A 25244-nucleotide genomic window follows, 5' to 3' on the forward strand; every position below is an offset into this window, starting at 1 on the left:
GCGCCGATGGTACTGCGACCGGTAGGTCGTGGGAGAGTAGGACGTCGCCGGACATTCACACTGTTAAGGGCCACCCAGCAATGGGTGGCCCTTAATGCGTTCACCGACCTTTTCAGTGACTCAGCCGGCGGGTCAGCGCATCCGCTGCCTGCCGCGTCCGGCGAGCAAGCAGGAACCGCTCGCCGGCCGGGACCGCATCAGTGCGGAAGCTGATGCTGATCGCCGCCACCGGATGCCCCGCATAGTCCACCGCCGCACTCGCAACCGAGGCGACGCCAGGAGTGATGTGGGAGTCCTCCACCGCGTACCCCTGCCGCTTCTCGTCGGCGAGGATCCGACGGAGCTGACTCAAGGTCTGCGGCCCGTGGTCAGTACGGCGTACAAAGCTCTCGGGAGTGGGGAACAGGGCGCGGACCTGGGCCGGCGGCAGCGCGGCGAGCAGGGCGCGCCCGGACGCGGTCAGGGTCGCGGGGAGGCGTACGCCGATGTCGGTGACCAGGGTTACCGGCCGCGGGGGCTGTTCCTTCAGGAGGTAGACGAGTTCGCGTCCATGCAGCACGCCCAGGTGCGCTGTCTGACCGACCTCGGCGACGAGCTGGGCCAGCAACGGCCTGGCCAGCCGCTCGAGTGGGTCGTGGCGGAGGTACGCGGAGCCGATCTCGAAGGCGGCAACGCCGAGTCCGTAGCGCTTCTCCTCCGGCAGGTGCACCACGAAGCCCTCGCTGATCATTGCTTTCAGCAAGTGGTAGGTCGAAGAGCGTGGCAGTCCGACCGCGGAGGCGATGCGCTCCATCGGTACCGGTCCGGGCTGGGTGGCCAGGAACGTCAGCACCCGCAGAGTGCGGGTCGAGGCGGGAACGTTGCCGCTCACAACAGTGAGGGTAGCCCGCCCGTCTCAGATTTCGGACGATTGACGGGTTTTGGTGCGTCCGCGCCGGATCCGGAGCCGCAGCCCTTCGCCCAGGAGGGCCAGCCCGAACAGCCCGAGCGCCGTCCCCCAGTCGAAGAAGTCGTCACCCGACAGCAGGAATCCGGCCCCGATGGACAGCGCGGCGAAGAAAACCAACGACAGCAGAAATCGGCTCACCGCTGCTGCTCTGCCGGCTCGAGGGTCTTCTCGGCCGTCCAGGCGGCAGCGGCCATCCGGTAGCCGAGCCACTCGTTGACCGCGAGCATCGGCTTGTTGGCCGCGTCGTTGCCGGTGAACGCCTGCTCGAACCCCGCGTCGCGACTCCGCGTGAGCGCGGCCGACTTCACCACCTTCGCCAGCCCGCGACCCCGGTACGCCGGAACGGTACCGGTCAGGTTGGACCAGATCACCCGGCGGTCCTCGTCCGCCGTCGTGCTCACGAACGAGACGATCTGGTCGCCGGCGAGCAGCGCGATACTCAGGTCCCGTCGCAGATCCGGGTGACCCCAGTCCCTGGCGAGCCACTCGTCGTACTCCGGGGTGTGCGACAACCCGCTCGGGTCGTCGTCGCCGACGGCTGCGTTCGCCTCCCAGAGGCGCCGCGGGTCGACCTCGGTGAAGTCGGCGAGCCGCAGGTCGGCAGGTACCGGCGCCGGCTCCGGTACGGCGGTGAGGTCGGCGCGCGAGTGCGCCATCCGTCGTCCGATCTCGAAGCCGCGGTGGATCGCGAAGTCTTTCGAGGCGTCCTCGTCGTTGACCACGACCAGGAGTTTGTGGGCACCGGCCGCCGCCGCGGCGGTGCTGATCTGGTCGGCGAGTGCGCTGCCGATGCCACGCCCCCGGCTGGCAGGTGACACATGCACGGTGATCCGTACCCGTGGTGCGGGCTCGTCGGGGGCCGGCAGGTAGATGTTGCCGTAACCGACCACCGCGTCGCTGTCGTCCTCGACCGCAATCAGCACGATCCGCGAGCTACCGGTGCGGAGCTCCGCCTCGATCCCCCGAGCCGTCTTCACCAGGTGCGGCATCGCCGCAGCCCAAACCCCAGCAATCCCCACCGCGTCACCCGGCGTAGCCGCCCGCACCTCAAACCCCATCCCCCGACCCTAGTTCCACTTCGGGTCTCCGCGGCAGGTCAGCCCTGAACTGCAGGTGTCTCGGGTCTGAGACGGATGGTGGGTGGCGGTGCTGTCGGTAGGGGGCGGGGCGCGGTGCAATGGGCGGGTGACCACGCAGATAGCTCAGGGGCGAACCTCCCAGGTAGTGACAGTTGGTGTCGGGCCGCTCAGCCCGGCGGACGTCGTCGCGGTGGCGCGCTACGGGGCGCCGGTACGGATCGACGACCAGGCGCTCGAGGAGATGGCCAAGTCGCGGGCGGCGATCGAGGCGCTCGCGCATGCGGACACCCCGCACTACGGCGTCTCCACCGGATTCGGAGCACTCGCGACGCGGCACATCGCGCCCGAGCTGCGGGCCCAGCTGCAACGCAGCCTCATCCGGTCCCACGCGGCCGGCTCGGGCCCGGAGGTCGAGACTGAGGTCGTCCGCGCCCTCGCACTCCTGCGCCTCTCCACGCTCGCCACCGGTCGTACCGGCGTGAGGGTCGAGACTGCTCAGGCGTACGCCGGGCTGCTGAACGCTCAGCTGACCCCGGTCGTCCACGAGTACGGCAGCCTCGGCTGCTCCGGCGACCTCGCACCCCTGTCCCACGTCGCGCTCGCAGTGATGGGTGAAGGCAAGGTCCGTGACGCGGACGGCAACCTGCGCGACACCGCCGAGGCGCTGGCCGAGCACGGACTCAAGCCGGTCGTCCTCGCCGAGAAGGAAGGCCTCGCGCTGATCAACGGCACCGACGGCATGCTCGGCATGCTGGTGCTCGCGCTGGCAGACCTCGACCGGCTGCTAAAGACGGCCGACATCGCCGCCGCGATGAGCGTCGAGGGTCAGCTCGCCACCGATCGGGTGTTCGCCGCAGACCTGCAGGCACTCCGCCCCCACCCCGGACAGGCCGCCTCGGCCGCCAACCTGCGCGCGGTACTCAGCGACAGCGGGATCGTCGCAAGCCACCGCGGTCCTGACTGCAACCGCGTCCAGGACGCCTATTCACTCCGCTGTTCGCCGCAGGTGCACGGCGCCGCCCGCGCCACGGCGACCCATGCCGCCTCCGTTGCCGGCTACGAGCTGTCCGCCGCGATCGACAACCCGGTGGTCCTGCCGGACGGCCGCGTCGAGTCCAACGGCAACTTCCACGGCGCGCCCGTCGGCTACGTGCTCGACTTCCTCGCGATCGCCGTGGCCGACGTGGCCAGCATCAGCGAGCGGCGTACGGACCGGTTCCTCGACGTCGCCCGCAACCACGGGCTGAACGCCTTCCTGGCCGACGATCCGGGCGTCGACTCCGGGCACATGATCGCGCAGTACACGCAGGCCGCGATCGTGTCCGAGCTCAAGCGGCTCGCGGTACCGGCCAGCGTCGACTCGATCCCGAGCAGCGCGATGCAGGAGGACCACGTCTCGATGGGCTGGTCCGCCGCCCGCAAGCTGCGCAAGAGCATCGACGGTCTGCAGCGCGTACTGGCGGTGGAGATCCTCACCGCCGCCCGCGCGCTCGACATGCGAGCACCACTCGAGCCGTCGCCCGCGACGGCCGCAGTACGGAGCAAGCTGCGTGAGCATGTCGACGGACCCGGCACTGACCGGCACCTTGCCCCTGAGATCGAACACTCCGTCCAGCTGGTTGCTGACGGCACCTACTTGTCCGCTGTCGAGGCCGTCACCGGCCCACTGAACTGAGAGGCTGGATCACACATGTCCGGACCACGTCCTGTTCGCGCCCCTCGCGGTACCACCCTCACCGCCCAGGGCTGGCCGCAGGAGGCCGCCCTGCGGATGCTGCAGAACAACCTCGACCCGGAGGTCGCCGAGCACCCCGACGAGCTCGTCGTCTACGGCGGTACCGGCAAGGCCGCGCGCAACTGGAACTCCTTCGACGCGATGGTCAGAACGCTGACCACGCTGAAGAACGACGAGACCATGCTGGTGCAGTCGGGCAAGCCGGTCGGCGTCATGCAGACGCACGAGTGGGCGCCGCGGGTGCTGATCGCGAACTCCAACCTGGTCGGCGACTGGGCCAACTGGGAGGAGTTCCGCCGGCTCGAGGCGCTGGGCCTGACGATGTACGGCCAGATGACGGCCGGCTCGTGGATCTACATCGGCACCCAGGGCATTCTGCAGGGCACCTACGAGACGTTCGCCGCGGTCGCCGCGAAGAAGTTCGGCGGTACGCTCGCCGGCACCATCACCCTGACCGCCGGCCTCGGCGGGATGGGCGGCGCGCAGCCGCTGGCCGTCACGATGAACGACGGCGTCGCGATCTGTATCGACGTCGACGGCAGCCGGATCGACCGCCGGATCGAGCACCGGTACCTCGACGTACGGGCCAAGGACCTGAGTGACGCGCTGCGGCTGGCCGAGGAGGCCAAGAAGGCTCGCCGGCCGTTGTCGATCGGTCTGCTGGGCAACGCCGCGGTGATCGTGCCGGAGCTGCTCGAGCTGGGCGCCCCGATCGACATCGTCACCGACCAGACCTCGGCACACGACCCGCTGATGTACCTGCCGGTGGGCGTGGACTTCGACGACTGGGCGACCGCTCGCGAGAAGGACCCAGCCGGGTTCACCGAGCGCGCGCAGGCCTCGATGGCGCGGCACGTCGCGGCGATGGTCGGTTTCCAGGACGCCGGCGCCGAGGTGTTCGACTACGGCAACTCGATCCGGGACGAGGCGCGGAAGGCCGGGTACAGCCGGGCTTTTGAGTTTCCTGGGTTCGTACCGGCGTACATCCGGCCGTTGTTCTGCGAGGGCAAGGGCCCGTTCCGGTGGGCGGCTCTGTCGGGGAACCCCAAGGACATCCACAAGACCGACCAGGCGATCCTCGACCTGTTCCCGGACAACGAGCACCTGACCCGGTGGATCAAGATGGCGCAGGAGCGGGTGGCCTTCCAGGGGCTGCCGGCCCGGATCTGCTGGCTCGGCCAGGGCGAGCGGGACAAGGCCGGCGTACGGTTCAACGACATGGTCGCCTCGGGTGAGCTGGAGGCGCCGATCGTGATCGGCCGCGACCACCTCGACACCGGCAGCGTCGCCTCGCCGTACCGGGAGACCGAAGGCATGCTGGACGGCTCCGACGCGATCGCCGACTGGCCGCTGCTGAACGCGATGGTCAACGTCGCCAGCGGCGCCTCCTGGGTCTCCATCCACCACGGTGGCGGCGTCGGCATGGGCCGCTCGATCCACGCCGGGCAGGTGTCGGTTGCCGATGGCACCGATCTTGCGCGGCAGAAGCTGGAGCGGGTACTGAGCAACGACCCCGCGATGGGGGTGATCCGGCACGTGGATGCCGGGTACGAACGAGCAGAAGAAGTAGCCGCCGAACGAGGGGTCAGGATCCCGATGCGGGAGAACTGATCGCTGCACAGTGCGACCGAGGCAATCCGTAGCGCTAAGGTGCACTTTCTTAAGGAACGAGATACCTGCCAATCACGTGTTGGCGGGCTCTCGTTCCCCTAGGATCGGCTCCGCGATCTCCGACGAGCGCGAAGGGGCGCCATGATCGAGTTCGAAGACGTCACCAAGCAGTATCCGGACGGCACCGTGGCCGTGGACAAGCTGAGCCTGCGGATCCCGAGCAACGAGATCACCGTGTTCGTCGGACCTTCGGGCTGCGGCAAGACCACCTCGCTGCGGATGATCAACCGGACGATCGAGCGCAGCAGCGGGACGATCTCGATCGACGGCGAGGACATCAATGCCGGCGATCCGGTCACCCTGCGGCGCAGGATCGGCTACGTGATCCAGCATGCCGGGCTGTTCCCGCACAAGACCGTGGTCGACAACGTCGCCACGGTGCCGAAGCTGCTGGGCTGGGACAAGAAGAAGACCCGCGCCACGGCGATGGAGCTGCTCGAGCGGGTCGGCCTCGATCTCAAGCTGGCCGAGCGGTACCCGGCCCAGCTGTCCGGTGGCCAGCAGCAACGAGTCGGCGTCGCCCGGGCGCTCGCGGCGGATCCGAAGATCATGCTGATGGACGAGCCGTTCAGCGCCGTCGACCCGATCGTGCGGCACCAGCTGCAGGAGGAACTGCTCCGGCTGCAACGCGACATCGGCAAGACGATCGTGTTCGTCACGCACGACATCGACGAGGCGATCAAGCTCGGCGACAACGTCGCGGTGCTCAAGGTCGGCGGCAAGCTGGCTCAGTTCGCGCCGCCGGCGGAGCTGCTGGCCAACCCCGCGGACCCGTTCGTCGAGAGCTTCGTCGGTCAGGACCGCGGTTACCGGGCGCTTACGTTTCTGCAGATCAGCGAGCTCGAGTTCGGTCCGCTTCCGGCCGAGCTGGTACTCGACGAGGCCGGCCGCCCGACGGGTTGGCGCAACGGCGCCGCGGACCTGCTCCCGGTCGGCCCGGTGTTCACCAAGTCGGACTCGATGCGGGCCGCGCTCGACTCGTTGCTGACCTCGCCGACCCAGCAGGGTGTCTGCGTCGACGAGACCGGCAAGGCGATCGGCATCGTCGACCACGCCATCCTCGCCGGGGCGCTGCGGTCATGACCTGGATCGGCGACAACCTTTCGCTGATCTGGGACCAGCTCAGCGAGCACGTGTACCTGGCGATCCTGCCGGTGATCTTCGGGCTGCTCATCGCGATCCCGCTCGGCTATGTGGCGACCCGGTTCGCCTGGCTGGCCAACCCGCTGATCGCGCTCGGCGGCGTGCTCTACTCGCTGCCCTCGATCGCGCTGTTCATCGTGCTGCCGGTGATCCTCGGAACCCGGGTGCTGGACCGGATCAACATCATCATCGCGTTGACCATCTACGCGGTCTCGCTGCTGATCCGCAACGTGATCGACGGTCTGCGCTCGGTCCCGCCGGAGGTCCGGCAGGCGGCCATCGCGGTCGGCTACGGCCCGGCCCGGCGGCTGCTGACGATCGACCTGCCGATCGCCGTACCGGTGATCTTCGCCGGTCTGCGGGTCGTCACGGTCGCCAACATCTCGATGGTCAGCGTCGGCGCGGTGATCGGCATCGGCGGCTTGGGCGAGCTGTTCACGCTGGGCTTCCAGAAGGACTTCCTCACGCCGGTCGTGGTCGGCGTCGTGCTGTCCCTGCTGCTCGCGCTGCTGGCCGACCTGCTGATCGTCACCCTGCAACGCGTGCTGACCCCGTGGGCCCGCGTCATCGCTCCGGTGCGGGAGGCCTGAGATGCTCGACTACCTCTTCGACTCGTTCAACTGGTCCGGTCCGGAAGGCATCACAGCCCGGATCATCCAGCACATCTGGTACACCTTCGCCGCCCTCGGCCTGTCCGCGTTGATCGCGCTGCCGATCGGCCTGCGGATCGGGCACACCCGGCGCGGCGCGTTCCTGGCGATCAACATCGGCAACGCGGCCCGCGCGCTGCCCAGCCTCGGGCTGCTGATGATCGCCGTGTTGCTGACCAACCAGATCGGCTTCCTGCCGGTGCTGATCGCGCTGGTCGCGCTCGGCATCCCGCCGATCCTGACCTCGACGTACGCCGGGCTGTCCGGTGTCGATCCGGCCACGATCGACGCGGCGCGTGGGATGGGGATGACCGGCCGGGAGATCCTGACCAAGGTGGAGATCCCGATCGCGCTGCCCCTGATCATCTCCGGTCTGCGCGCGGCCACCCTGCAGATCGTCTCCACCGCGACCATCGCCGCGCTCGTCTCGCTCGGCGGGCTGGGCCGGTACGTCGTGGACGGACTGAAGCTGCGCGACTTCCCGCAGATGTTCAGCGGGGCGCTGCTGGTGGCACTGCTGGCGATCCTGCTCGACCTGCTGTTCGCGCTGGCCGGCCGGATCACCGTTTCCAAAGGACTGCGGGTCGACTGATGGCCGGAACCCATCCCTCGGCACCGAACACCGGCGGCGTTCGCCGGTATCCATCGAAATCCTGGAGGCTCCCGTGTTGAGAAACACACTCATCCGTACTGCGATTGCCGGGGTCGCGGTCCTCGGCCTGGCTGCCTGTGGGGGTGGGGGCGATCCGCTGTCCAGCGGCGACGGGGGCACCTCACCCGCGCCGAGCGAGGTGAAGAGCATCACCGTCGGCTCGGCCGACTTCTCCGAGAGCCAGCTGCTGGCCGAGATCTACGGCCAGGCCCTCGCGGCCAAGGGCGTCGACGTCAAGTACCAGCAGAACATCGGCAACCGCGAGACCTACATGGCGGCGATCAAGGACGGCTCGGTGCACCTGCTGCCGGAGTACACCGGCGCGGCGCTGGACTACTTCAAGAAGGGCGCCACCGAGACCGAGGACGACGCGGCGTACAACGCGCTGAAGGCGGCGCTGCCGGCCGGCCTGGAGGTGCTGGACAAGTCCCCGGCCGCCGACGAGGACACCATCGTCGTCAACAAGGAGACCGCCGCCAAGTACAACCTGAAGTCGCTGTCGGACCTGAAGGCGCACTCCAAGGAGATGGTGGCCGGCGGCAGCTCGGAGTTCAAGGTCCGCGAGGCCGGGCTGAAGGGGCTGAAGGAGAAGTACGGCGTCGAGTTCAAGGAGTACAAGACGCTGGACGCGGGTGGCCCGCTGAGCACCAAGGCGCTGCAGACCAACCAGATCCAGCTGTCGAACTTCTTCACCACCCAGTCGGTGATCGCGGACAACGGCTGGGTCCAGCTGGAGGACCCGGAGAACATCCTGCCGCCGAACAACATCGTGCCGCTGATCCGGACCGACCACAACGGCGCCAACATCAGCGACGTGCTGAACAAGGTGTCGGCCAAGCTCACCACCGAGTCGCTGACCGAGCTGGTCAAGCGGATCGACGTCGGCAAGGAGTCCGCCAAGGCGGTCGCCACCGACTGGCTGAGCAAGAACCCGCTGTCCTGATCTGAACCGCTGGGGGTCGCCGGGACAGCCGTCCCGGCGACCCCTTGCCATGTCTGTGCGTTGTCTCTGCGTCGAAGGAGTGTGCGTGACTGAGTCGTTCGAGCAGCTGTGGGCCGATCTTGCCGCGATCGGCAAGGACCCCTCGACCGGCGGCTATCACCGCGGCGGCTGGACCCCCTCCGAGCGAGCGGCGACCGCCTGGTTCCTCGACCAGTGCGCCCAGCGCGGACTGGTGGTCGAGTCCGACGGCATCGGCAACCTGGTCGCCTGGTGGGAACCGGGCGAGGTCGCGCGGTCGGCGGGTTCGACCCGGTCGCTGCCCGCGTCTGCGCAGGCGGCTGGTGTCAGCTCGGCCCAGGGAGCGCGGCTGCCCGGCGTGGTGACCGGTAGCCACCTCGACTCGGTGATCGACGGTGGGGCTTTCGATGGGCCGCTCGGGGTGGTCTCGGCGTTGTCGGCGGTGGATCGACTGCGGGCCGAGGGGTTCGTACCGTCCGTGCCGATCGGTGTCGGCGCTTTCGTCGAGGAGGAGGGGTCACGCTTCGGGATGCCGTGTCTCGGGTCGCGGATCGCTACCGGGGTGCTGACGCCCGAGAAGGCCCTCGCGCTGCAGGACCGTACGGGTGTCTCGTTGGCTGACGCGCTGAAGGACAGCGGTGCCGATCTGGATCGGGTGGGACCGTCGCCGCTGCTCTCGCGGATGGGTACGTTCGTCGAACTGCATGTCGAGCAAGGGCGCGCATTGACCGCGCCGGTGGGGGTGGCCAGCTCGATTTGGCCGCACGGGCGGTTCCGGTTCACCTTCACCGGTGAGGCCAACCACGCCGGTACGACGCTGATGGAAGACCGGCACGACCCGATGCTGACGTATGCGATGACCGCTCTGGCAGCGAACAAGCAGGCGCGGCTGGCGGGTGCGCGGGCTACCTTCGGCAGGCTTGCTGTCGAGCCGAACGGGACCAACGCAGTACCGTCGCAGGTGACCGCGTGGCTGGATGCCCGGGCCGCGTCGGCGGAGGTGCTGGAGTCGTTGCTGGCGGCAATCACCAGGCAGGCTGCCGAGCGGGCTGAGCGGGATGGGACCGCGGTTGAGATGGTGCCGGAGTCGGTGTCGCCGGTCGTGGACTTCCAGCCGGGGTTGCGGGATCGGCTGAGCGCGGTACTGGATGGTGCGCCGGTGTTGCCGACCGGGGCCGGGCATGACGCCGGGGTGTTCTCCGATGCGGGGATCCCGACGGCGATGCTGTTCGTGCGGAATCCGACCGGCATCTCGCACTCACCGGCCGAGCATGCTGAGATGGATGACTGCCTGGCCGGCGTCGAGGCGCTGGCGACGGTGTTGAAGGAGCTTGCGCGGTGACCTCCTACTGGTGCTCCCAGGCCTTGCTGCCTTCAGGTCCCGCGTCGTCTGTGCTGGTCACGGTCGCTGATGGCCGCTTCGCTTCGGTTGAGGTCGGCGCTGAGCCTGGTGATGCTGTACGGCTTGCTGGACTGGTGATTCCGGGGCTGGCGAACTGTCACAGTCACGCCTTCCACCGGGCCTTGCGGGGTCGTGCGCAGACCGAGCGCGGGACGTTCTGGACCTGGCGTGAGCAGATGTACTCCGTGGCGTCGGTGCTCACGCCGGACAGCTACTACCGGCTGGCGCGGGCGGTCTACGGCGAGATGGTGCTGGCCGGGATCACGTCGGTGGGGGAGTTCCACTATCTCCATCACGGGCCGGGCGGCCAGCCGTACGACGAGCCGAACGCGATGGGTGCCGCGTTGATCGCGGCAGCGCAGGATGCCGGGCTGCGGATCGCCTTGCTGGACACGTGTTACGTGGCCGGGGGCATCGATCAGCCGCTGAACGAGGTGCAGAAACGCTTCAGCGACGGGGATGCGGCGGGTTGGGCTGCTCGGGTCCGCGACCTTCGTGGAGCGGATGACGTGGTGATCGGGGCGGCGGCGCACTCGGTGCGTGGAGTGCCGGACGATCAGCTCACCGCCGTCGCCGACGCGTTGCCCAAGGCCCCTTTGCATGTCCATCTCTCCGAGCAGGTGGCGGAGAACCAGGCCTGCCTGGCGGCGTACGGGCGGACTCCTTCGCAACTGCTGGACGAGTCCGGATTCCTCGGGCCGCGGACGAGTGCGGTGCATGCGACGCACCTGACTCCGGTGGATGTCGGGCTGCTCGGGAGTACCGGGACGTACTCGTGTTTCTGTCCGACGACCGAGCGGGATCTTGCCGACGGCATCGGGCCGTCGGTGGCGTTGCGGGACGCGGGATCGCCGCTGACGTTGGGATCTGACAGCCACGCGGTGATCGACCTGTTCGAGGAGATGCGAGCCGTTGAGCTCGATGAGCGGCTGGCGTCGCAGGAACGCGGGCATTGGACGGCGGCTGAGCTGCTCGCTGCCGGGACGGTGGCGGGACATCGGTCGATCGGGTTCGGGGACGCGGGCGTGATCGATGTCGGCGCTCGGGCGGATCTGGTCGCGCTGCGGCTGGACAGTGTGCGGACGGCGGGAACTGGTGGGTCGGTGGAGACTGCGGTCTTCGCGGCGTCGGCCGCTGATGTGACCGACGTGGTGGCCGGCGGAGTACAGGTTGTGGCTGAAGGCAATCATGTGAAGCTGGCGGTCGGTGCCGAACTGGCTGCCTCGATCGAGGCGGTGACGCGATGAGTTCCCAGCTGCTGACCGGAATCGGTTCGCTGGTGACCAACGACCCGGCGCACGGCGGGCCGCTCGGCGAACTGCGCGACGCGGCGCTGGTGATCGAGGGCGGCAAGATCGCCTGGGTCGGCTCGCGGCGAGCAGCACCCGCGGCGGATGCGTCGACCGACTGTGGTGATCGGGCGGTCATCCCGGGGTTCGTGGACTCGCACTCGCACCTGGTCTTCGCCGGGGATCGCGCTGAGGAGTTCGCGGCGCGGATGAGCGGTACGCCGTACAGCGCGGGTGGCATCCGTACTACGGTCGCCGCGACCCGTGCGGCGGCCGACGAGCAGTTGACGGCGAACGTGGCCCGCCTGGTCGCCGAGATGCGCCGGCAGGGGACGACGACGGTGGAGATCAAGTCGGGCTACGGGCTGACGGTCGGTGATGAGGCGCGCTCGCTGGCGATCGCTTCCGGCTTCACCGACGAGACGACGTACCTGGGGGCGCACGTGGTGGCGCCGGAGTTCGCCGACGATCCGGCGGGCTATGTCGACCTGGTGACCGGTCCGATGCTGACGGCCGCGGCGAAGCACGCCAAATGGGTGGACGTCTTCGTCGAGCGAGGCGCCTTCGACGCCGACCAGGCCCGCACCATCCTGCGGGCCGGCCAGGCGGCGGGGTTGTCGGCTCGGGTCCATGCGAATCAGTTGGGCGAGGGGCCCGGCGTACAGGTCGCCTGCGAGGTCGGCGCGGCCGCTGCGGACCACTGCACCTACCTGACGGACGCCGACGTAGACGCCCTGGCCTCAGCCGGCGTCGTAGCCGGCCTCCTCCCCGCGATCGAGTTCTCCACCCGCTCGCCGTACCCGGACGCCCGCCGCCTCCTGGACGCCGGCGTAACGATCGCCCTGGCCACCGACTGCAACCCCGGCTCCGGCTACTCCTCCTCGATGCCCTTCTGCATCGCCCTCGCCGTCCGCGAAATGCACATGACGCCGGCCGAAGCCCTCTGGTCAGCCACCGCCGGCGGCGCCACCGCCCTCCGCCGCCCCGACATCGGCCGCCTCACCATCGGCGCCCGCGCAGACCTGGCCGTCCTGGACGCCCCCTCCTACCTACACCTCGCCTACCGCCCCGGCGTCCCCCTGGTGACTCGGACCTTCGTGGCTGGTCGGGAAGGGTAGGGCCGCCGAACCGCCAGGCCATCAAACCCCCCTTGCGGGGCGCCGCACACGACGTATCGCCGTCACGACGGCGGCCGCTTGATGGGGTGGCGGTCCGAGAGCCCGCAAGACGACGTCAACCACCCACCCCGGATCCAGCATCACGTCCTCCCAGGAGAACCGGAGCATGCGCCAGCCGCGGACCGTCAGGTTCGTGTGCCGCCGGCAATCCCGGGCGAGAGCGCTCCGAGTGCCGTGGTGAGCGAAGCTGTCGGCTTCCAGCGCGAGCTTCATGCGCGGATGGGCGAGGTCGATCCGCGCTGAGAAGGTCCTGTCCTGTACCACCCACTGCGGGACGAACTCCTCGATGCCGGCCTCGAGGAGCACGGCACGGAGTACGGACTCCAGAGGCGACTCTGCCCGACCGTCCGCGTCCGCGGCAACCCGCCGGGCACGCGCGCTGCCCGGGCCCGCGAGGGTCGCAGCCGCGGCAACCAGTTGGTCGCGCTGGACGACGCCCTCGCGGAGCGCCGAATCGGCCACGCAGAGGCCCTCCGCGAACGGCAGCGTGCGAGCGCAGTCGAGGACGGTCCGCAGCTTGGTGGTCCTGCCGTCGAGCGCGGGAACGTCGTCCGCCCAGTGCAGGTGGCAGGCGAGCGTACTCGCCCGTCGGTGCTGTCCCCGCGGGACCGTCACCTGTGTCGCCGGTGGCGCCTCGAGTACGTCGAATCCGTGCAGGATGGCCGCGCTCAGATGCGACACGACGCCGCCCTGGGCACGAGCGGCCGCGTCAGGGTCTCCGGCCGGCGGCAGGGCGTACACCCCCTTGGCGACGCGCTGGATCGAGCCGGCCGCGAGGGCCTTCCGGATGGCGCGGCCGGACGCCGACGCTCGCAACTCGGCGAAGGTCGCAGTGCCACCTGACAGGCGGATGAGCTGGACCACCGGCATCTGCCGATGGTGGCCGATTCCGCCGTGAGGCGTCGGCTGTTGTCCACAGGCGGACCGCCACCCCACCAATGCCTGCCGAATCCGGCGCGCCACGCCGCGCGGCCGCGGGGCCGACCCTCCTTTGATGGGCTGGCGGTCCGGGTAATTGGGGTGCGGGCCGGGCGGTGGGCAGGCACCCTGGAGGTATGTCCAAGGGTGAAGTGGGGCGGCGGCTGCGGTCCGCGTTTCGGTGGCAGACCGATGGTGGGACCTGAAGTAGCTACGCCGATCTGACCGGGTGGTGGCGGGATGCCGTGCTGCTGCGGGAGTTGGGGCCGGCGTTGGGGAGTCTGTACTCGGCGACGCCGACCGTGGTCCTGGGGCCGGTGTCGCGGGGGTCGCTGGTCGGGGCGTTGACCGCGGCGGCGCTCGGTGTCGGGTTCGTCGAGGTGCGGAAGAACGGCGGGCCGGCGCATGACAGCGATCGCTGGGTGCTGCGGACGACCGGGCCGGACTATCGGGATCGGCACGTCGACTTCGGGTTCCGGCGCGAGTTGGTGCGGGCCGGCGATCGGGTGTTGATGGTCGACGACTGGGCCGATACCGGGGCGACGGCGCGGGTGGTGCGGCAGTTGGTCGATGACTGCGGCGCGCACTGGATCGGCGCCGCCGTCATCGTGGACGGGCTGATGGACCCCCGTTTGCGCCATGACCTGCCGATCAGGGCACTGCTCGACGTACGGACCCTCTAGTCCGCGAGTTCCTTCGAGAGCATCGCGCTGGTGGTCCCGTTCGGCCTGCGGAGTTTGCCTACCTCGACGAAGCCGCGGGCGGCGTGGAAGGCCAGCGAGGCGTGGTCGGGCGGGTCCGACTGGACCCGCGCGACCAGGCGGTCGTAGGGCTTGGCGGCGCGTTCGACGGCGCGGTAGACCGCGGTGGCGACGCCCTGGCGGCGGTACGCCTCGGCGACGACGATCCGGTCGAGGTGCAGGAAGCGGTCGGCGTAGGTGTTGGCGAACCACTGGAAGTCGAGGGAGTCGTGGGCGGAGCCGGGCACGAAGGTGAGGACGAAGGCGGCGATCTCGCCCTCGATCTCCACCACGGCGGCGTGGGCGGCGATCAGCCGGAGCCAGTCCAGCCGGTCGGGGCCCAGCGGGTCCGTCTGCTCTACGGCGGCGGCGTTCAGGGCGAGCACGGCCGGTTCGTCGGCTGACGTCAGGGGGCGGAGTTTCACGAGCACACCTTCCCATGCGGAGACCCTTCCGCGGCAGGGGTCCGATCAGGGCCTTACCGGGCCCGAACCCTGAAATTCGGGGGCGGGGGTTGGGAATGGACCACCGGTGGTGCAATGTTGAGCCAGGTGAACTCAAGTCTGCAGATCTGGACCCACGGTCCGATTTGAAACCGGCGGATCCGGGAGGCAAACTTGAGTCTGTATCACTCAACTTCGTGGAGGTAACACACATGGCCCGCGCGGTCGGTATCGATCTCGGTACGACGAACTCCGTCATCGCCGTACTGGAAGGTGGCGAGCCCACCGTCATCCCCAACGCCGAGGGAGCTCGTACCACGCCCTCGGTCGTGGCCTTCGCCAAGAACGGCGAGGTCCTGGTCGGCGAGGTGGCCAAGCGCCAGGCCACCACGAACGTCGACCGCACGATCCGTTCCGTCAAGCGCCACATGGGCGAGGACTGGAACGTCTCGATCGACGGCAAGAAGTTCACCCCGCAGCAGATCAGCGCCTTCGTGCTGCAGAAGCTGAAGCGGGACGCCGAGGCGTACCTCGGGGAGCAGGTCACGGACGCGGTCATCACCGTGCCGGCCTACTTCTCCGACGCGCAGCGCCAGGCGACCAAGGAGGCCGGCGAGATCGCCGGCCTGAACGTGCACCGGATCGTCAACGAGCCCACCGCGGCCGCGCTGGCGTACGGGCTGGACAAGGGCACCGAGCAGACCATCCTGGTCTTCGACCTCGGTGGCGGCACCTTCGACGTGTCGCTGCTGGAGATCGGTGACGGCGTCTTCGAGGTGAAGGCCACCTCCGGTGACAACCACCTCGGTGGCGACGACTGGGACCAGCGGATCGTGCAGTGGCTGGTGACCCAGTTCAAGAACAAGAACGGCACCGACCTGTCCGGCGACAAAATGGCCATGCAGCGGCTGCAGGAGGCCGCGGAGAAGGCCAAGATCGAGCTCTCCAGCGCCGCCGAGACGAGCATCCACCTTCCGTACCTGAGCCTGACCGACTCCGGCCCGCTGCACCTGGAGGAGAAGCTCTCCCGGGCCGAGTTCCAGAAGCTGACCAACGACCTGCTCGAGCGCGCCCGCGCGCCGTTCAAGGCCGTCATCAAGGACGCCGGCGTGGACGTGTCGAAGGTCGACCACGTCATCCTCGTCGGTGGCTCCACCCGGATGCCCGCGGTAGCCGAGCTGGTCAAGGAACTGACCGGTGGCAAGGACCCGAACAAGGGCGTCAACCCGGACGAGGTCGTCGCCGTCGGCGCCAGCCTGCAGGCCGGTGTGCTGAAGGGTGAGGTCAAGGACGTCCTGCTGCTCGACGTGACCCCGCTGAGCCTGGGCATCGAGACCAAGGGCGGTGTCTTCACCAAGATCATCGAGCGGAACACGACGATCCCGACCAAGGGCTCGGAGATCTTCACCACCGCCGAGGACAACCAGCCGTCGGTGATGATCCAGGTCTACCAGGGCGAGCGCGAGATGGCCCGCGACAACAAGTCGCTCGGCAACTTCGAACTCACTGGTTTGCCGCCCGCTCCTCGGAATGTCCCGCAGATCGAGGTCACCTTCGACATCGACGCCAACGGCATCGTGCACGTCAACGCCAAGGACCTGGCCACCGGCAAGGAGCAGCGGATGACGGTCACCGGTGGCTCCGCGCTGCCGAAGACCGACATCGACCAGATGGTCCGCGACGCCGAGCAGTACGCCGAGGAGGACCGCAAGCGCCGCGAGGCGGTCGAGTCCCGCAACCAGGCGGAGGGCTTGGTCTACCAGACCGAGAAGTTCCTGCAGGAGAACGAGGACAAGGTCCCTGATGACGTCAAGACCGAGGTCAAGGACGGCGTCGCGGAGCTGAAGAAGGCGCTCGAGGGCACCGACGACGACGCGATCAAGGCGGCGTCGGAGAAGCTCGCCCAGTCCAGCCAGAAGATGGGTGCCGCGATGTACGCGAACGCCCAGGCCGCCGGCGGATCGGACGAGAGCGCGTCCTCGGACGACAGCAACGCGAGCAGCAACGACGACGACGGTGTCGTCGACGCCGAGATCGTCGACGAGGACCGCCCGCAGGACAGCAAGCCTGAGGACACCAAGTGACCGATCGCGATCAAGGCAGCGAGTTCGGCGACGGCGAGCCAGTCGTCCGGGACAAGCGCCGGATCGACCCGGAGACCGGGAACCTGCGGGAGCCCGCCGAGCAGTCGGCGGCCCCCGCGGGCGGTGCCGGCGCGGGTGGCGCGACAGCAGGCATGCCCGGTACTCCGGGCGCCCAGCCGCCGCGTGATCCGTCCGACCTGATCGCCGGCCCGTCGGCCCAGGAAGCCCTGCTGACCGAGGCACTTGCCGAGCGTACGGCCGACCTGCAGCGACTGCAGGCGGAGTACGTGAACTACAAGCGCCGGGTCGACCGGGACCGGGAGACGAACCGCGAGCTCGTCATCGGATCGGTGCTGACCGAACTGCTGCAGACACTGGACGACATCGGCCGAGCCCGTGAGGCGGGCGAGCTCGAGGGGGCCTTCAAGGCCGTCGCCGAGTCGGTCGAGCGGGTCACCGAGAAGCTCGGCCTGACGAAGTTCGGCGAGGTCGGGGACCCCTTCGACCCGCGGATCCACGAGGCCCTGCTGCACAACTATTCCGACGAGGTCGACGGTCCGACCGCGACGCTGGTGATGCAACCGGGGTACCGCCTCGGCGAGCGGATCCTGCGCGCGGCCCGGGTCGCGGTCTCCGAACCGACCGAGCAGCTCCCGGCCGACCAGGCCGACGCTGACGAGGCCGACAAGCCTACGGAGTAAAGGATTCTCCCCGAGGAGGTGGGGCGCCGATGAGCACGAAAGACTGGTTGGAGAAGGACTTCTACAAGGTTCTCGGCGTCTCCAAGACGGCCGAGCAGGACGAGATCAAGAAGGCGTACCGCAAGCTGGCGCGCAAGTACCACCCGGACTCCAACGCCGGGGACGCGTCGGCCGAGGCCAAGTTCAAGGAGGTCTCCGAGGCGTACGACGTGGTCGGGGACACCAAGAAGCGCAAGGAGTACGACGAGGCCCGCCGGCTGTTCGGCAGTGGTGGCTTCCGGATGCCGGGCAGCGGCGGGGCGCAGGGTGGACAGGGATTCGGCTTCGACGTCGGCGACCTGTTCAACCGGGGCGGCCAGGCCGGTGGCAGTGGCGGCGGTCTCGGCGACATCCTGGGCGGCATGTTCGGTGGTGGTGGCCGCACGACGACCACCACCTCGACGGCCCGCCCGCGGCGTGGCGCCGACATCGAGACCGAGGCGACGATCGAGTTCGCCGAGGCCGTCAACGGTGTCACCGTCGCACTCCGGATGACCAGCGACGAGCCCTGCAAGACGTGCCGCGGCACCGGGGCGAAGTACGGGACCGTGCCGAAGGTCTGCCTGAAGTGCGAAGGCACGGGTATGCAGACCTCGGTCCAGGGTGGCGTCTTCGCGATGACCGAGCCGTGCACCGAGTGCAAGGGTCGTGGCCTGGTCGTCGACCAGCCCTGCGAGACCTGCCACGGCTCCGGCCGCGGCCAGTCGAGCAAGACCATGCAGGTCCGCATCCCCGCGGGCGTGCAGGACGGTCAGCGGATCCGGCTCAAGGGCAAGGGCGCCGCAGGCGAGCGTGGGGGACCCGCAGGGGATCTCTACGTGAGCGTGCACGTCAAGCCGCACCGGATCTTCGGCCGGCAGGGTGAGCACCTGACCCTGGCGGTGCCGGTGAGCTTCACCGAGGCCGCGCTGGGCGCCGAGATCAAGGTCCCGACGCTCGACGGCCTGCCCGTCACGGTTCGGATCCCGGCCGGTACGGCGAACGGCAGCAAGTTGCGCGTTCGTGGCAAGGGCTCGGTGCGCCGGGACGGGTCGAAGGGTGACCTGTTGCTGACCATCGAGGTGCAGGTGCCGCACGAGTTGACCGACGAGCAGCGCACCAAGCTGCAGGAGTTCAACACCGCGTCGGCACAGCCGGATCTGCGCGCCGGGTTGTTCGGGAGTTCCTGATGGGCATCCCGTTCAACCAGGTGCCGACCTGGGACGACCGCACCCCGATCTACGTGATCTCGGTGGCGGCCCAGCTGGCCGGCATGCACCCGCAGACGCTGCGGCAGTACGACCGGCTCGGGCTCGTGACGCCGAGCCGGGCGAGTGGGCGCGGGCGGCGCTACTCGGCGTACGACGTGGCGAAGCTGCGGTACGTGCAGCACCTGTCGCAGGAGGAGGGGGTGAACCTGGCGGGGATCCGGCACATCCTCGAGCTCCAGTCGGAGGTCGAGGGCCTGCGCCACCGGGTGAACCAGCTCCTCGCCGAGGTCCAGCGCGGCGTCGGCGTCTCCCGCCAGCAGACCCAGCGCAGCCGGGTCTTCTCGGCGGGTCCCGCCGGCGACGTGATCGCCATGGGCCGCCAGCAGACCACCACCCGCTGGATCCGCACTCAGCCTCTTGAGCTGGGCCAGCGTTAGACGCTGGGCACTGGTACTTCCGGGCGCTCCAACCCCCGCGGGGCGCCCGGCTCGGCCGGCGGCTTCTCCCCCCAGAAGCTGCCGGTGCCCGGAGACACTGAATCCCCCCAGGTGTCTCCGGCCCCGGCCGGAGTTCGTCCCTCCCCCTCGGACGACTCCGGCCGTGCCGGGCGCCGTCACCCCGAGACGGCCCCCGGCCGGAGCCCCCGGACCACCCCAGGTCCGGGGGCTTCCTCGCTTCTTTCGCCCGTTTCCGGTCACCGCCTACGCTGGCGAGGTGACGCTCACCTTGGAGACCGACCGGTTGCTGATCCGGGACTGGGAAGAAGACGATGCCGACGCCGCGCTGGAGATCTACGGCTCGGCCGATGTGGCTCAGTGGTTGTCGCCGGCGATCGACAAGGTCACCGATGCCGCGACCATGCGGGTCATCCTGCAGGCCTGGATCGAGGCCCAGCCGAACTTCGTGGTTCCGGCCGGACGCTGGGCCGTGACGCGGAAGGACGACGGCGAGGTGGTCGGCGGGCTGCTGATCCGGCTGCTCCCGCCGTACGAGGAGGACCTGGAGATCGGCTGGCAGTTGCGGCCGAGCGCCTGGGGCAACGGGTTCGCGAGCGAGGCGAGCCGGGCGCTGATGAAGTACGCGTTCGACGAGGGCTCGACCGACGAGCTGTTCGCGGTCGCCCGGCCGAACAACAAGCGCGCGATCGCGACCGCCACCCGGCTCGGGATGGAGTGGGTCGGCGAGACCGACAAGTACTACGACCTGAACCTGCAGGTGTACCGGATTCGCGCCTCGGAGTTCAAAGGCTGAGGTAGCGCGGCGGCGACGAGGAAGGCCAGTCCCAGTACTACGTAACTGGCGCCGACGATCTGCTCGGGCCCGGACCAGTGGCGGCCTTCCGGGTCGAGGAACTGGTGCGGTCCGAGGGCGAAGACAGTGGTTGCCGCCAGCATCCACCAGCGTCGGTGGACGACGAAGTACAGAGCGGCTGGGACGATCCACACCCAGTGGTGCGACCAGCTGACCGGCGACGCGAGCAGCCCCCAGGTAGCGATTGCCAGCAGCGCGAGCACATCATCACCTGACCTGCGCGCCCGGCGAGCAACCACCGCTGCCAGGACGCCGGTCGCCGCCACCAACCCGAGCCACAGCGACGACTGGGCCGGCCCCTCGGTCAGCACGCGCTGCAGCACCGCCTTGAAGCATTGGTTGTAGGCATAGGTTGCTCCGCCGATCCGATCCGGATCGAGCAGCACCCCGAACCAGTACTTCGCGGAGTCGGCCGGGGCGAGTGCGAATCCGAGCACGCCCAAGCCCAGGAACGTTCCCACTGCGACGGCTGCCTCGCGGTACTGACGGCGTACCAGGAAATAGACGACGAACACAGCCGGCGTGAGCTTGATGGCCGCCGCGAGGCCGACCAAAACGCCGCGAGGCCAGCGGGTCTTGGGCAGTAGACAGTCCAGCGCGACAAGCGCCATCAGCATGAGGTTGATCTGCCCGAAGCCGATGGTCGAGCGGATCGGTTCGAAGGCGAAGGCCGCGACGGTCGCGGCCAGGCCGAGCATGATGGCCGGCTTGTTCCAGCCGCGCAGCCGGTAGGCGATCAGCAGCATGGTCACCGTCAGGGCCGCCGCGCTTCCCGCGCACATGGCCAGGTCGGCCAGGGGCATCGGGAGCAAGTGGAGTGGGACGAAGAGCACCGCGGCGAGTGGCGGGTAGGTGAAGGGGAGCGCGATCCAGGGGACGAGTCGCCCGAAACCCTCGGAGTACAGGCTGATGTCGTGCAGGTAGGCGTAGCCGCCGGTGCGGTAGACGTTGAGATCGACGTTGCCGGACCAGGTGAAGTACAGCAGTGGGGTGAGCAGGAGCGCCAGCATCAGCAGGTGAAGGCGGTGGCGCATGAGGTTGTCGTACAGCGCTTTCATCGCACCTCCTTCGGTTGGGTGAGAAAGCCCGTTGCCAGCAAGGCGATTGCGGCGATCGCGTAGGAGTTGCCGACCAGGGCTTGCGGGAAGGTGTGGTGAAACTCCTGGTCGTGTGCCCAGGGGGCGTGCCATGGCAGTCCGGTCAGGAAGACGACCGTCCAGGTGGCGGCGAACACCTTCATCGCCGTACTACGCGCAGCCCACGACCACACGACGGCGACGGCGGGGAGTGCCCAGACCCAGTGGTTCGACCAGGAGATCGGGGAGACGAGTAGCCCGGTGACGCCGGTCGCGACCAAGGCGTCCAGCGGTCGGCCGGCGGCGTACAGGCGTCGGGCGATCAGCAGGCCGGCGGTACCGATGATCATTGCGCCCAGCAACCAAAGCGGAGCGGTCATGGTGGAGCCTTGGGTGATCCGGGCGATCGCCCCGCGGATCGACTGGTTGCTGATGTAGTGCGCCGGGCCCGGGCGTCCCGGGTCGAAGATGTAGCGGGTCCAGAAGTCCACTGTCGGGCCGGGCATCACGAGGTAGCCGAGCAGCAGGGTGCCGGCGGTCGCGGCAGTCGCGACGGCTGCCTCGCGGAAGCGCTTGGTGACCAGCAGGAAGACGATGAAGATGCCGGGCGTCAGTTTGATGCCGGTGGCAACACCGACCAGCACACCGCGGAACCGCCGCGGGGTGTAGCCGAGCAGATCGACCAGCAGCAGTGCCAGCAGTACCAGGTTGATCTGTCCCATCCCGAAGGTCGACCGCACCGGCTCGAGCAGCAGGCCCAGCGCCGCGAAGCTCAGTCCGGCGACGAGAGCGCGGTCCCGGGACCAGAGCGGCCGGACCGTACGGACGGTGACGAAGGCGACCGTCAGGAGCGAGACGGCCGACAACATGGTCATCAGCAGCCGGGCGAAGTGCTCGCCGATCGCCAGCGGGGCCATGATCATCGCCGCGAACGGTGGATACGTGAAGCCCAGGCCCATCCCCGGGTACTTGTGGTGGATCGTGTAGATGTCCTCACCGTCGACGAGGCCCTTGGCTGCCGCGTAGTACACGCGCAGGTCGGACATCGAGGACGACGGAGGCCAGAGCGCCACACAGAGGGCGACGATCGCGACCGCCCCCATGGCGAAGTACGGCAGCAGGTTCCGGGTCTTCACCGGCTCGAGAACGGGACTTGTGGTCATGTTTTCGAGCCTCGCGGCCGGACCCCGTCGGCCACATCGCCGTCAAGAGCCCTCCTTGCTCACTGCAACGGATGACCGATCGCAACAGGCCATCACTCCAAAGAGTGACGGCCGGGCGGGTGTCGAAGCCGCAGAATGGACGGGTGACCGGTACCTCCCTGCCCACCCGCCCGTGTCGCCTCGGCGTGCGGCGGCTCGGCGCCTTCCTGGCGAGTACCCAGTCCGACATCGCGCTGGCGGTCATCGGTCTGGCGATCACGCAGGTGCAGTTGATCAAGGTGCATGGAGGATGGCCGCACGCGTCGCTGGCGGTTCAGTTGTTCATGGCGGTCGCTCCCGCGCTGATCGCCGTCCGGCGGGTGGATCCGGTGCTGGCGTCGGTGGGACTGCTGATCGGCACCTTCTGCTCGGTGGTGGTCGGGGACATCGACTTCGTGCTCCTGGCCGGAACGGCGCTCGCGCTGTGGTCGTTGGCCTCACGATGCCGGGTTGTCACGGCACTGGCGGCCGGTGCGGTGATCACCGCCCTGCCGGTCGCCGCCAAGTTCAGCTGGGCATTCGTCGCGGACTGGCTGTTCCCGGCCATCTATGACGGGGCGGTCGACTACTCCAGTCTGCCGGACTCCGCCTCGGACTCCGCTCGGAGCGGCTACAGCCGGATCCTGTCGATGGAATGGCCGGTCTGGCTCTCGATCGCGTTCTTCGCGGTGTGCGTTCTGGGCGTGCTCTACCGGCTCGTCCGCAAGCGCGTGGTGGTCGAGAGGAGTGCGCGGGAACGCCTCGAGGATGTCCGCGCCTTCGTACCTGCCACGGTCGCTCTCGATGCGGTCCTGGCCATGGCGGCAGCGTCGCTGATCCTGCTGGATCTCGGCTTGGATCTCGTCAAAGGTCTGTGGTGGAGCGCGCCCGGTCTGATGACCTATGCCATCGCGTTCTCGGCTCTGACCCTGGTACTCCGACGCAAGTGGCCGGTCGTGCCGGTGGTGGTGCTCGCGATCGGCGCCTTGCTCTCGTACTGGCAGACGTCGTTCAGCTGGAGCGTCGTCGGCGCGTTGGTGATCGCGCTGTACTCGTTGGCCGCCAACCGGCGGATCGCAGTGTCGTTGCCGGTAGCAACGGTTGTGCTGGGGACGTTGCCGCTGCTCGCCGAGCTGATCCGCTACTCCCAGATGAAGCTCATCTTCCCGGAGCTGAACGGGTATCTGACCTGGGACTTCGATCGGGTGCGCAACTTCCCGTACGAGAGCATGGTCGACCATCAGTGGCCGGTCTTGCTGTCGGCCGCGTTGGCGCTGGCGGTCGCTGCCGGCGTACTGGCCCGGCTCTATCGGCGGAACCGGGCGGCCGCCGCGCGCGAGGCCGAGCTGGAGCGGCGGAGCGAGGAGCAGGACGCGGCGCAGGTCGTGCTCACCGAGCGGTCGAACATCGCGCGGGATCTGCATGACGTGGTGGCGCACGCGGTCAATCTGATGGTGATCCAGGCGGAGACCGGGCCGGATCTGTTGCAGCGTGGGGATCGGGACGTGCTGGAAGGGTTCCAGCGGATCGGCGACACCGGGCGGCGGGCGCTCGGCGAGTTGGACCGATTGCTGTCGGCGTTGCGGGATGCTGACGGGGTGCCGGATCCGCAGTTGGCGCCGCAGCCCGGGCTGGCCGAGCTCAGGCAGTTGGTACGGGATGTGTCGCATGACCGGCTCGCGGTCGAGTTGGAGCTGGACGGTGATCCCGATGTGCCGCCGGTGGGGCACCAGCTCACGGCGTACCGGCTGGTGCAGGAGGCGTTGACCAATGTGGCCAAACACGCCGAAGCGACGGGAGCGAAGGTGGTGGTGAAGGTCAGCGCCGAGGGGATCGCTGTCACGGTGACGGATGACGGGAACGGCTTCGACCTCGCGGCGGCGCGCAAGGGCAGCAGGCACGGGCTTGCCGGTATGCGCGAACGAGTCCGCATCCACCACGGAACCCTCGACATCCGCACCGCACCCGGCACCGGCACAACCGTCGAAGCCTGGCTCCCCGTCGCTGTTGGTGCGGAGGTGGGGCGGTGAGCGACGGGGGCGTGCCGATCAAGGTGATGGTTGTCGATGATCAGGATCTGGTGCGGGACGGGATCGCGATGATTCTGGACGGGCAGCCGGATATCGAGGTGGTGGCGCAGGCTGTCGACGGGGCGGACGCGATCCGGAAGGCTGCCGCGGTGCTCGACCTCGGCGTCGTGCTGATGGACGTCCGGATGCCCGTCATGGACGGGATCGAGGCGACCCGCCGCCTGGCCGCCACGGTGAACGCGCCACGGGTGCTGATCCTGACCACCTTCGACCTCGACGAGTACGTGTACGACGCGCTGCGGGCCGGCGCCAGCGGATTCCTGCTCAAGCGCTCGTCCCGCGACGAGCTGATCAACGCCGTCCGGGTGATCGCGGCCGGCGACGCGCTCCTCGCGCCACCGGTGACCCGGCGGCTGATCGACCGCTTCGCCGACAACAGCCTCGACCCGTCCGTCGCCGCGCAGCTCGACGTACTGACCGCTCGTGAGCGCGAGGTCCTGGTACTGGTCGCGAAGGGCAACTCGAACGCGGAGATCGCCGCCGAGCTCCACCTCACCGAGCACACCGTCAAGACCCACGTCAGCCGGATGCTGGCCAAGACCGGCCTCCGCGACCGCGTCCAAGCCGTCATCCTCGCCTACGACGCCGGTCTGGTGACGGCTGGCCGCTGACGGTCGCGTTCCGTGGTCTGAACGCCACCGAGAGTGCGGATGCCTCGGGAGATCCCTGAGTTGTCCCCAGGATTTCTCAGAGTTGAGTGGAATGGACTCAAGTTTGGATAAGTTGTTCTCAGTAGGACTTGTTACTGAGCTTGAGAGGCTG

General features: G+C 68.9%; 24 protein-coding genes. 17 read left to right on the forward strand and 7 right to left on the reverse strand.

What is annotated here, in order from left to right; all coding sequences use genetic code 11:
* Positions 1 to 112: 112 nt before the first annotated feature.
* The 3 genes from ACIA12_RS24525 to ACIA12_RS24535 are packed head-to-tail and all read right to left on the reverse strand — an operon-like array spanning position 113 to position 2007.
* Positions 113 to 871 carry an IclR family transcriptional regulator gene (locus ACIA12_RS24525; protein ID WP_343974427.1) on the reverse strand — a complete coding sequence of 253 codons (759 nt, stop codon included), beginning with the start codon at positions 869 to 871 and terminating at the stop codon, positions 113 to 115.
* Between the two features lie 24 nt (positions 872 to 895).
* Positions 896 to 1087, reverse strand: coding sequence for a hypothetical protein (locus ACIA12_RS24530; protein WP_396369402.1), 192 nt, complete (start codon positions 1085 to 1087; stop codon positions 896 to 898).
* On the reverse strand, positions 1084 to 2007 hold the full coding sequence (locus tag ACIA12_RS24535; protein ID WP_396369403.1) for a GNAT family N-acetyltransferase: 924 nt from the start codon (positions 2005 to 2007) through the stop codon (positions 1084 to 1086). The genes ACIA12_RS24530 and ACIA12_RS24535 overlap by 4 nt, the downstream gene beginning before the upstream one ends.
* Before the next feature lie 166 nt (positions 2008 to 2173).
* Between ACIA12_RS24535 and hutH the strand changes: the two genes are divergently transcribed.
* From hutH to hutI, 9 genes are all read left to right on the forward strand, one after another.
* Positions 2174 to 3703 carry a histidine ammonia-lyase gene (gene hutH, locus ACIA12_RS24540; protein WP_396369404.1) on the forward strand — a complete coding sequence of 510 codons (1530 nt, stop codon included), beginning with the start codon at positions 2174 to 2176 and terminating at the stop codon, positions 3701 to 3703.
* Between the two features lie 15 nt (positions 3704 to 3718).
* Positions 3719 to 5374 carry a urocanate hydratase gene (hutU, locus tag ACIA12_RS24545; RefSeq protein WP_396369405.1) on the forward strand — a complete coding sequence of 552 codons (1656 nt, stop codon included), beginning with the start codon at positions 3719 to 3721 and terminating at the stop codon, positions 5372 to 5374.
* Between the two features lie 141 nt (positions 5375 to 5515).
* The gene (locus tag ACIA12_RS24550; protein ID WP_396369406.1) at positions 5516 to 6517 is read left to right on the forward strand and encodes an ABC transporter ATP-binding protein; all 1002 of its coding nucleotides are present in this window, start codon (positions 5516 to 5518) and stop codon (positions 6515 to 6517) included.
* Positions 6514 to 7167, forward strand: a complete 654-nt coding sequence (locus ACIA12_RS24555; RefSeq protein WP_396369408.1) for an ABC transporter permease — start codon at positions 6514 to 6516, stop codon at positions 7165 to 7167. The genes ACIA12_RS24550 and ACIA12_RS24555 overlap by 4 nt, the downstream gene beginning before the upstream one ends.
* 1 nt (position 7168) lies before the next feature.
* The gene (locus ACIA12_RS24560) at positions 7169 to 7819 is read left to right on the forward strand and encodes an ABC transporter permease (RefSeq protein WP_363814513.1); all 651 of its coding nucleotides are present in this window, start codon (positions 7169 to 7171) and stop codon (positions 7817 to 7819) included.
* Between the two features lie 73 nt (positions 7820 to 7892).
* On the forward strand, positions 7893 to 8822 hold the full coding sequence (locus ACIA12_RS24565) for an ABC transporter substrate-binding protein (RefSeq protein WP_396369409.1): 930 nt from the start codon (positions 7893 to 7895) through the stop codon (positions 8820 to 8822).
* An 85-nt stretch (positions 8823 to 8907) separates the two neighbouring features.
* Complete coding sequence (locus ACIA12_RS24570) at positions 8908 to 10182, forward strand: allantoate amidohydrolase (protein WP_396369410.1); 1275 nt, start codon at positions 8908 to 8910, stop codon at positions 10180 to 10182.
* On the forward strand, positions 10179 to 11489 hold the full coding sequence (locus ACIA12_RS24575) for a formimidoylglutamate deiminase (RefSeq protein WP_396369411.1): 1311 nt from the start codon (positions 10179 to 10181) through the stop codon (positions 11487 to 11489). Before ACIA12_RS24570 ends, ACIA12_RS24575 begins: the two co-directional genes overlap by 4 nt.
* A complete protein-coding gene (hutI, locus tag ACIA12_RS24580; protein ID WP_396369412.1) occupies positions 11486 to 12649 on the forward strand; it encodes an imidazolonepropionase in 1164 nt (387 codons plus the stop codon). The genes ACIA12_RS24575 and hutI overlap by 4 nt, the downstream gene beginning before the upstream one ends.
* A 21-nt stretch (positions 12650 to 12670) precedes the next feature.
* Here the strand turns inward: hutI and ACIA12_RS24585 are convergent, their stop codons facing one another.
* Positions 12671 to 13579 (reverse strand): DUF559 domain-containing protein, encoded by a 909-nt coding sequence (locus ACIA12_RS24585; protein ID WP_396369413.1) that lies wholly within the window; start codon positions 13577 to 13579, stop codon positions 12671 to 12673.
* 293 nt (positions 13580 to 13872) lie between these two features.
* On the opposite strand from ACIA12_RS24585, the gene ACIA12_RS24590 reads away from it, so the two are divergent.
* Positions 13873 to 14310 carry a phosphoribosyltransferase family protein gene (locus ACIA12_RS24590; RefSeq protein ID WP_396369414.1) on the forward strand — a complete coding sequence of 146 codons (438 nt, stop codon included), beginning with the start codon at positions 13873 to 13875 and terminating at the stop codon, positions 14308 to 14310.
* Here ACIA12_RS24590 and ACIA12_RS24595 read toward each other — a convergent pair.
* Complete coding sequence (locus tag ACIA12_RS24595; protein WP_396369416.1) at positions 14307 to 14792, reverse strand: GNAT family N-acetyltransferase; 486 nt, start codon at positions 14790 to 14792, stop codon at positions 14307 to 14309. The genes ACIA12_RS24590 and ACIA12_RS24595 overlap by 4 nt on opposite strands.
* 230 nt (positions 14793 to 15022) lie before the next feature.
* On the opposite strand from ACIA12_RS24595, the gene dnaK reads away from it, so the two are divergent.
* From dnaK to ACIA12_RS24620, 5 genes are all read left to right on the forward strand, one after another.
* Complete coding sequence (gene dnaK, locus ACIA12_RS24600) at positions 15023 to 16894, forward strand: molecular chaperone DnaK (RefSeq protein ID WP_396369417.1); 1872 nt, start codon at positions 15023 to 15025, stop codon at positions 16892 to 16894.
* Complete coding sequence (grpE, locus tag ACIA12_RS24605; protein WP_396369418.1) at positions 16891 to 17595, forward strand: nucleotide exchange factor GrpE; 705 nt, start codon at positions 16891 to 16893, stop codon at positions 17593 to 17595. The genes dnaK and grpE overlap by 4 nt, the downstream gene beginning before the upstream one ends.
* Positions 17596 to 17624: 29 nt before the next feature.
* Positions 17625 to 18803: a molecular chaperone DnaJ gene (gene dnaJ / locus ACIA12_RS24610; protein ID WP_396369419.1), complete on the forward strand. Its 1179-nt coding sequence runs from the start codon at positions 17625 to 17627 to the stop codon at positions 18801 to 18803.
* Positions 18803 to 19261 carry a heat shock protein transcriptional repressor HspR gene (locus tag ACIA12_RS24615; protein ID WP_396369420.1) on the forward strand — a complete coding sequence of 153 codons (459 nt, stop codon included), beginning with the start codon at positions 18803 to 18805 and terminating at the stop codon, positions 19259 to 19261. The genes dnaJ and ACIA12_RS24615 overlap by 1 nt, the downstream gene beginning before the upstream one ends.
* A gap of 277 nt (positions 19262 to 19538) precedes the next feature.
* Positions 19539 to 20075, forward strand: coding sequence for a GNAT family N-acetyltransferase (locus tag ACIA12_RS24620; RefSeq protein WP_396369421.1), 537 nt, complete (start codon positions 19539 to 19541; stop codon positions 20073 to 20075).
* On the opposite strand, the gene ACIA12_RS24625 is transcribed toward ACIA12_RS24620, so the two are convergent.
* The gene (locus tag ACIA12_RS24625) at positions 20021 to 21193 is read right to left on the reverse strand and encodes a glycosyltransferase 87 family protein (RefSeq protein WP_396369422.1); all 1173 of its coding nucleotides are present in this window, start codon (positions 21191 to 21193) and stop codon (positions 20021 to 20023) included. The genes ACIA12_RS24620 and ACIA12_RS24625 overlap by 55 nt on opposite strands.
* Positions 21190 to 22374, reverse strand: coding sequence for a glycosyltransferase 87 family protein (locus tag ACIA12_RS24630; RefSeq protein WP_396369423.1), 1185 nt, complete (start codon positions 22372 to 22374; stop codon positions 21190 to 21192). The genes ACIA12_RS24625 and ACIA12_RS24630 overlap by 4 nt, the downstream gene beginning before the upstream one ends.
* Positions 22375 to 22517: 143 nt before the next feature.
* On the opposite strand from ACIA12_RS24630, the gene ACIA12_RS24635 reads away from it, so the two are divergent.
* Both ACIA12_RS24635 and ACIA12_RS24640 read left to right on the forward strand, forming a co-directional pair.
* Positions 22518 to 24422, forward strand: coding sequence for a sensor histidine kinase (locus tag ACIA12_RS24635; RefSeq protein ID WP_396369424.1), 1905 nt, complete (start codon positions 22518 to 22520; stop codon positions 24420 to 24422).
* Positions 24419 to 25093: a response regulator gene (locus ACIA12_RS24640; RefSeq protein WP_396369425.1), complete on the forward strand. Its 675-nt coding sequence runs from the start codon at positions 24419 to 24421 to the stop codon at positions 25091 to 25093. Before ACIA12_RS24635 ends, ACIA12_RS24640 begins: the two co-directional genes overlap by 4 nt.
* The last annotated feature ends 151 nt before the right edge of the window (positions 25094 to 25244 follow it).

Source organism: Kribbella sp. NPDC051620 (genome assembly GCF_044453825.1).
In the GTDB taxonomy this organism is placed as follows: Bacteria; Actinomycetota; Actinomycetes; order Propionibacteriales; family Kribbellaceae; genus Kribbella.

Excerpts from the sequence above, each read along its gene's own strand:
- ACIA12_RS24555 (WP_396369408.1), top strand. The coding sequence starts at position 6,514 with ATGACCTGGATCGGCGACAACCTTTCGCTGATCTGGGACCAGCTCAGC.
- ACIA12_RS24615 (WP_396369420.1), top strand. The coding sequence starts at position 18,803 with ATGGGCATCCCGTTCAACCAGGTGCCGACCTGGGACGACCGCACCCCG.
- ACIA12_RS24585 (WP_396369413.1), bottom strand. The coding sequence starts at position 13,579 with ATGCCGGTGGTCCAGCTCATCCGCCTGTCAGGTGGCACTGCGACCTTC.
- ACIA12_RS24550 (WP_396369406.1), top strand. The coding sequence starts at position 5,516 with ATGATCGAGTTCGAAGACGTCACCAAGCAGTATCCGGACGGCACCGTG.
- ACIA12_RS24535 (WP_396369403.1), bottom strand. The coding sequence starts at position 2,007 with ATGGGGTTTGAGGTGCGGGCGGCTACGCCGGGTGACGCGGTGGGGATT.
- dnaJ (WP_396369419.1), top strand. The coding sequence starts at position 17,625 with ATGAGCACGAAAGACTGGTTGGAGAAGGACTTCTACAAGGTTCTCGGC.
- dnaK (WP_396369417.1), top strand. The coding sequence starts at position 15,023 with ATGGCCCGCGCGGTCGGTATCGATCTCGGTACGACGAACTCCGTCATC.
- ACIA12_RS24625 (WP_396369422.1), bottom strand. The coding sequence starts at position 21,193 with ATGAAAGCGCTGTACGACAACCTCATGCGCCACCGCCTTCACCTGCTG.
- hutU (WP_396369405.1), top strand. The coding sequence starts at position 3,719 with ATGTCCGGACCACGTCCTGTTCGCGCCCCTCGCGGTACCACCCTCACC.
- ACIA12_RS24560 (WP_363814513.1), top strand. The coding sequence starts at position 7,169 with ATGCTCGACTACCTCTTCGACTCGTTCAACTGGTCCGGTCCGGAAGGC.
- ACIA12_RS24630 (WP_396369423.1), bottom strand. The coding sequence starts at position 22,374 with ATGACCACAAGTCCCGTTCTCGAGCCGGTGAAGACCCGGAACCTGCTG.
- hutI (WP_396369412.1), top strand. The coding sequence starts at position 11,486 with ATGAGTTCCCAGCTGCTGACCGGAATCGGTTCGCTGGTGACCAACGAC.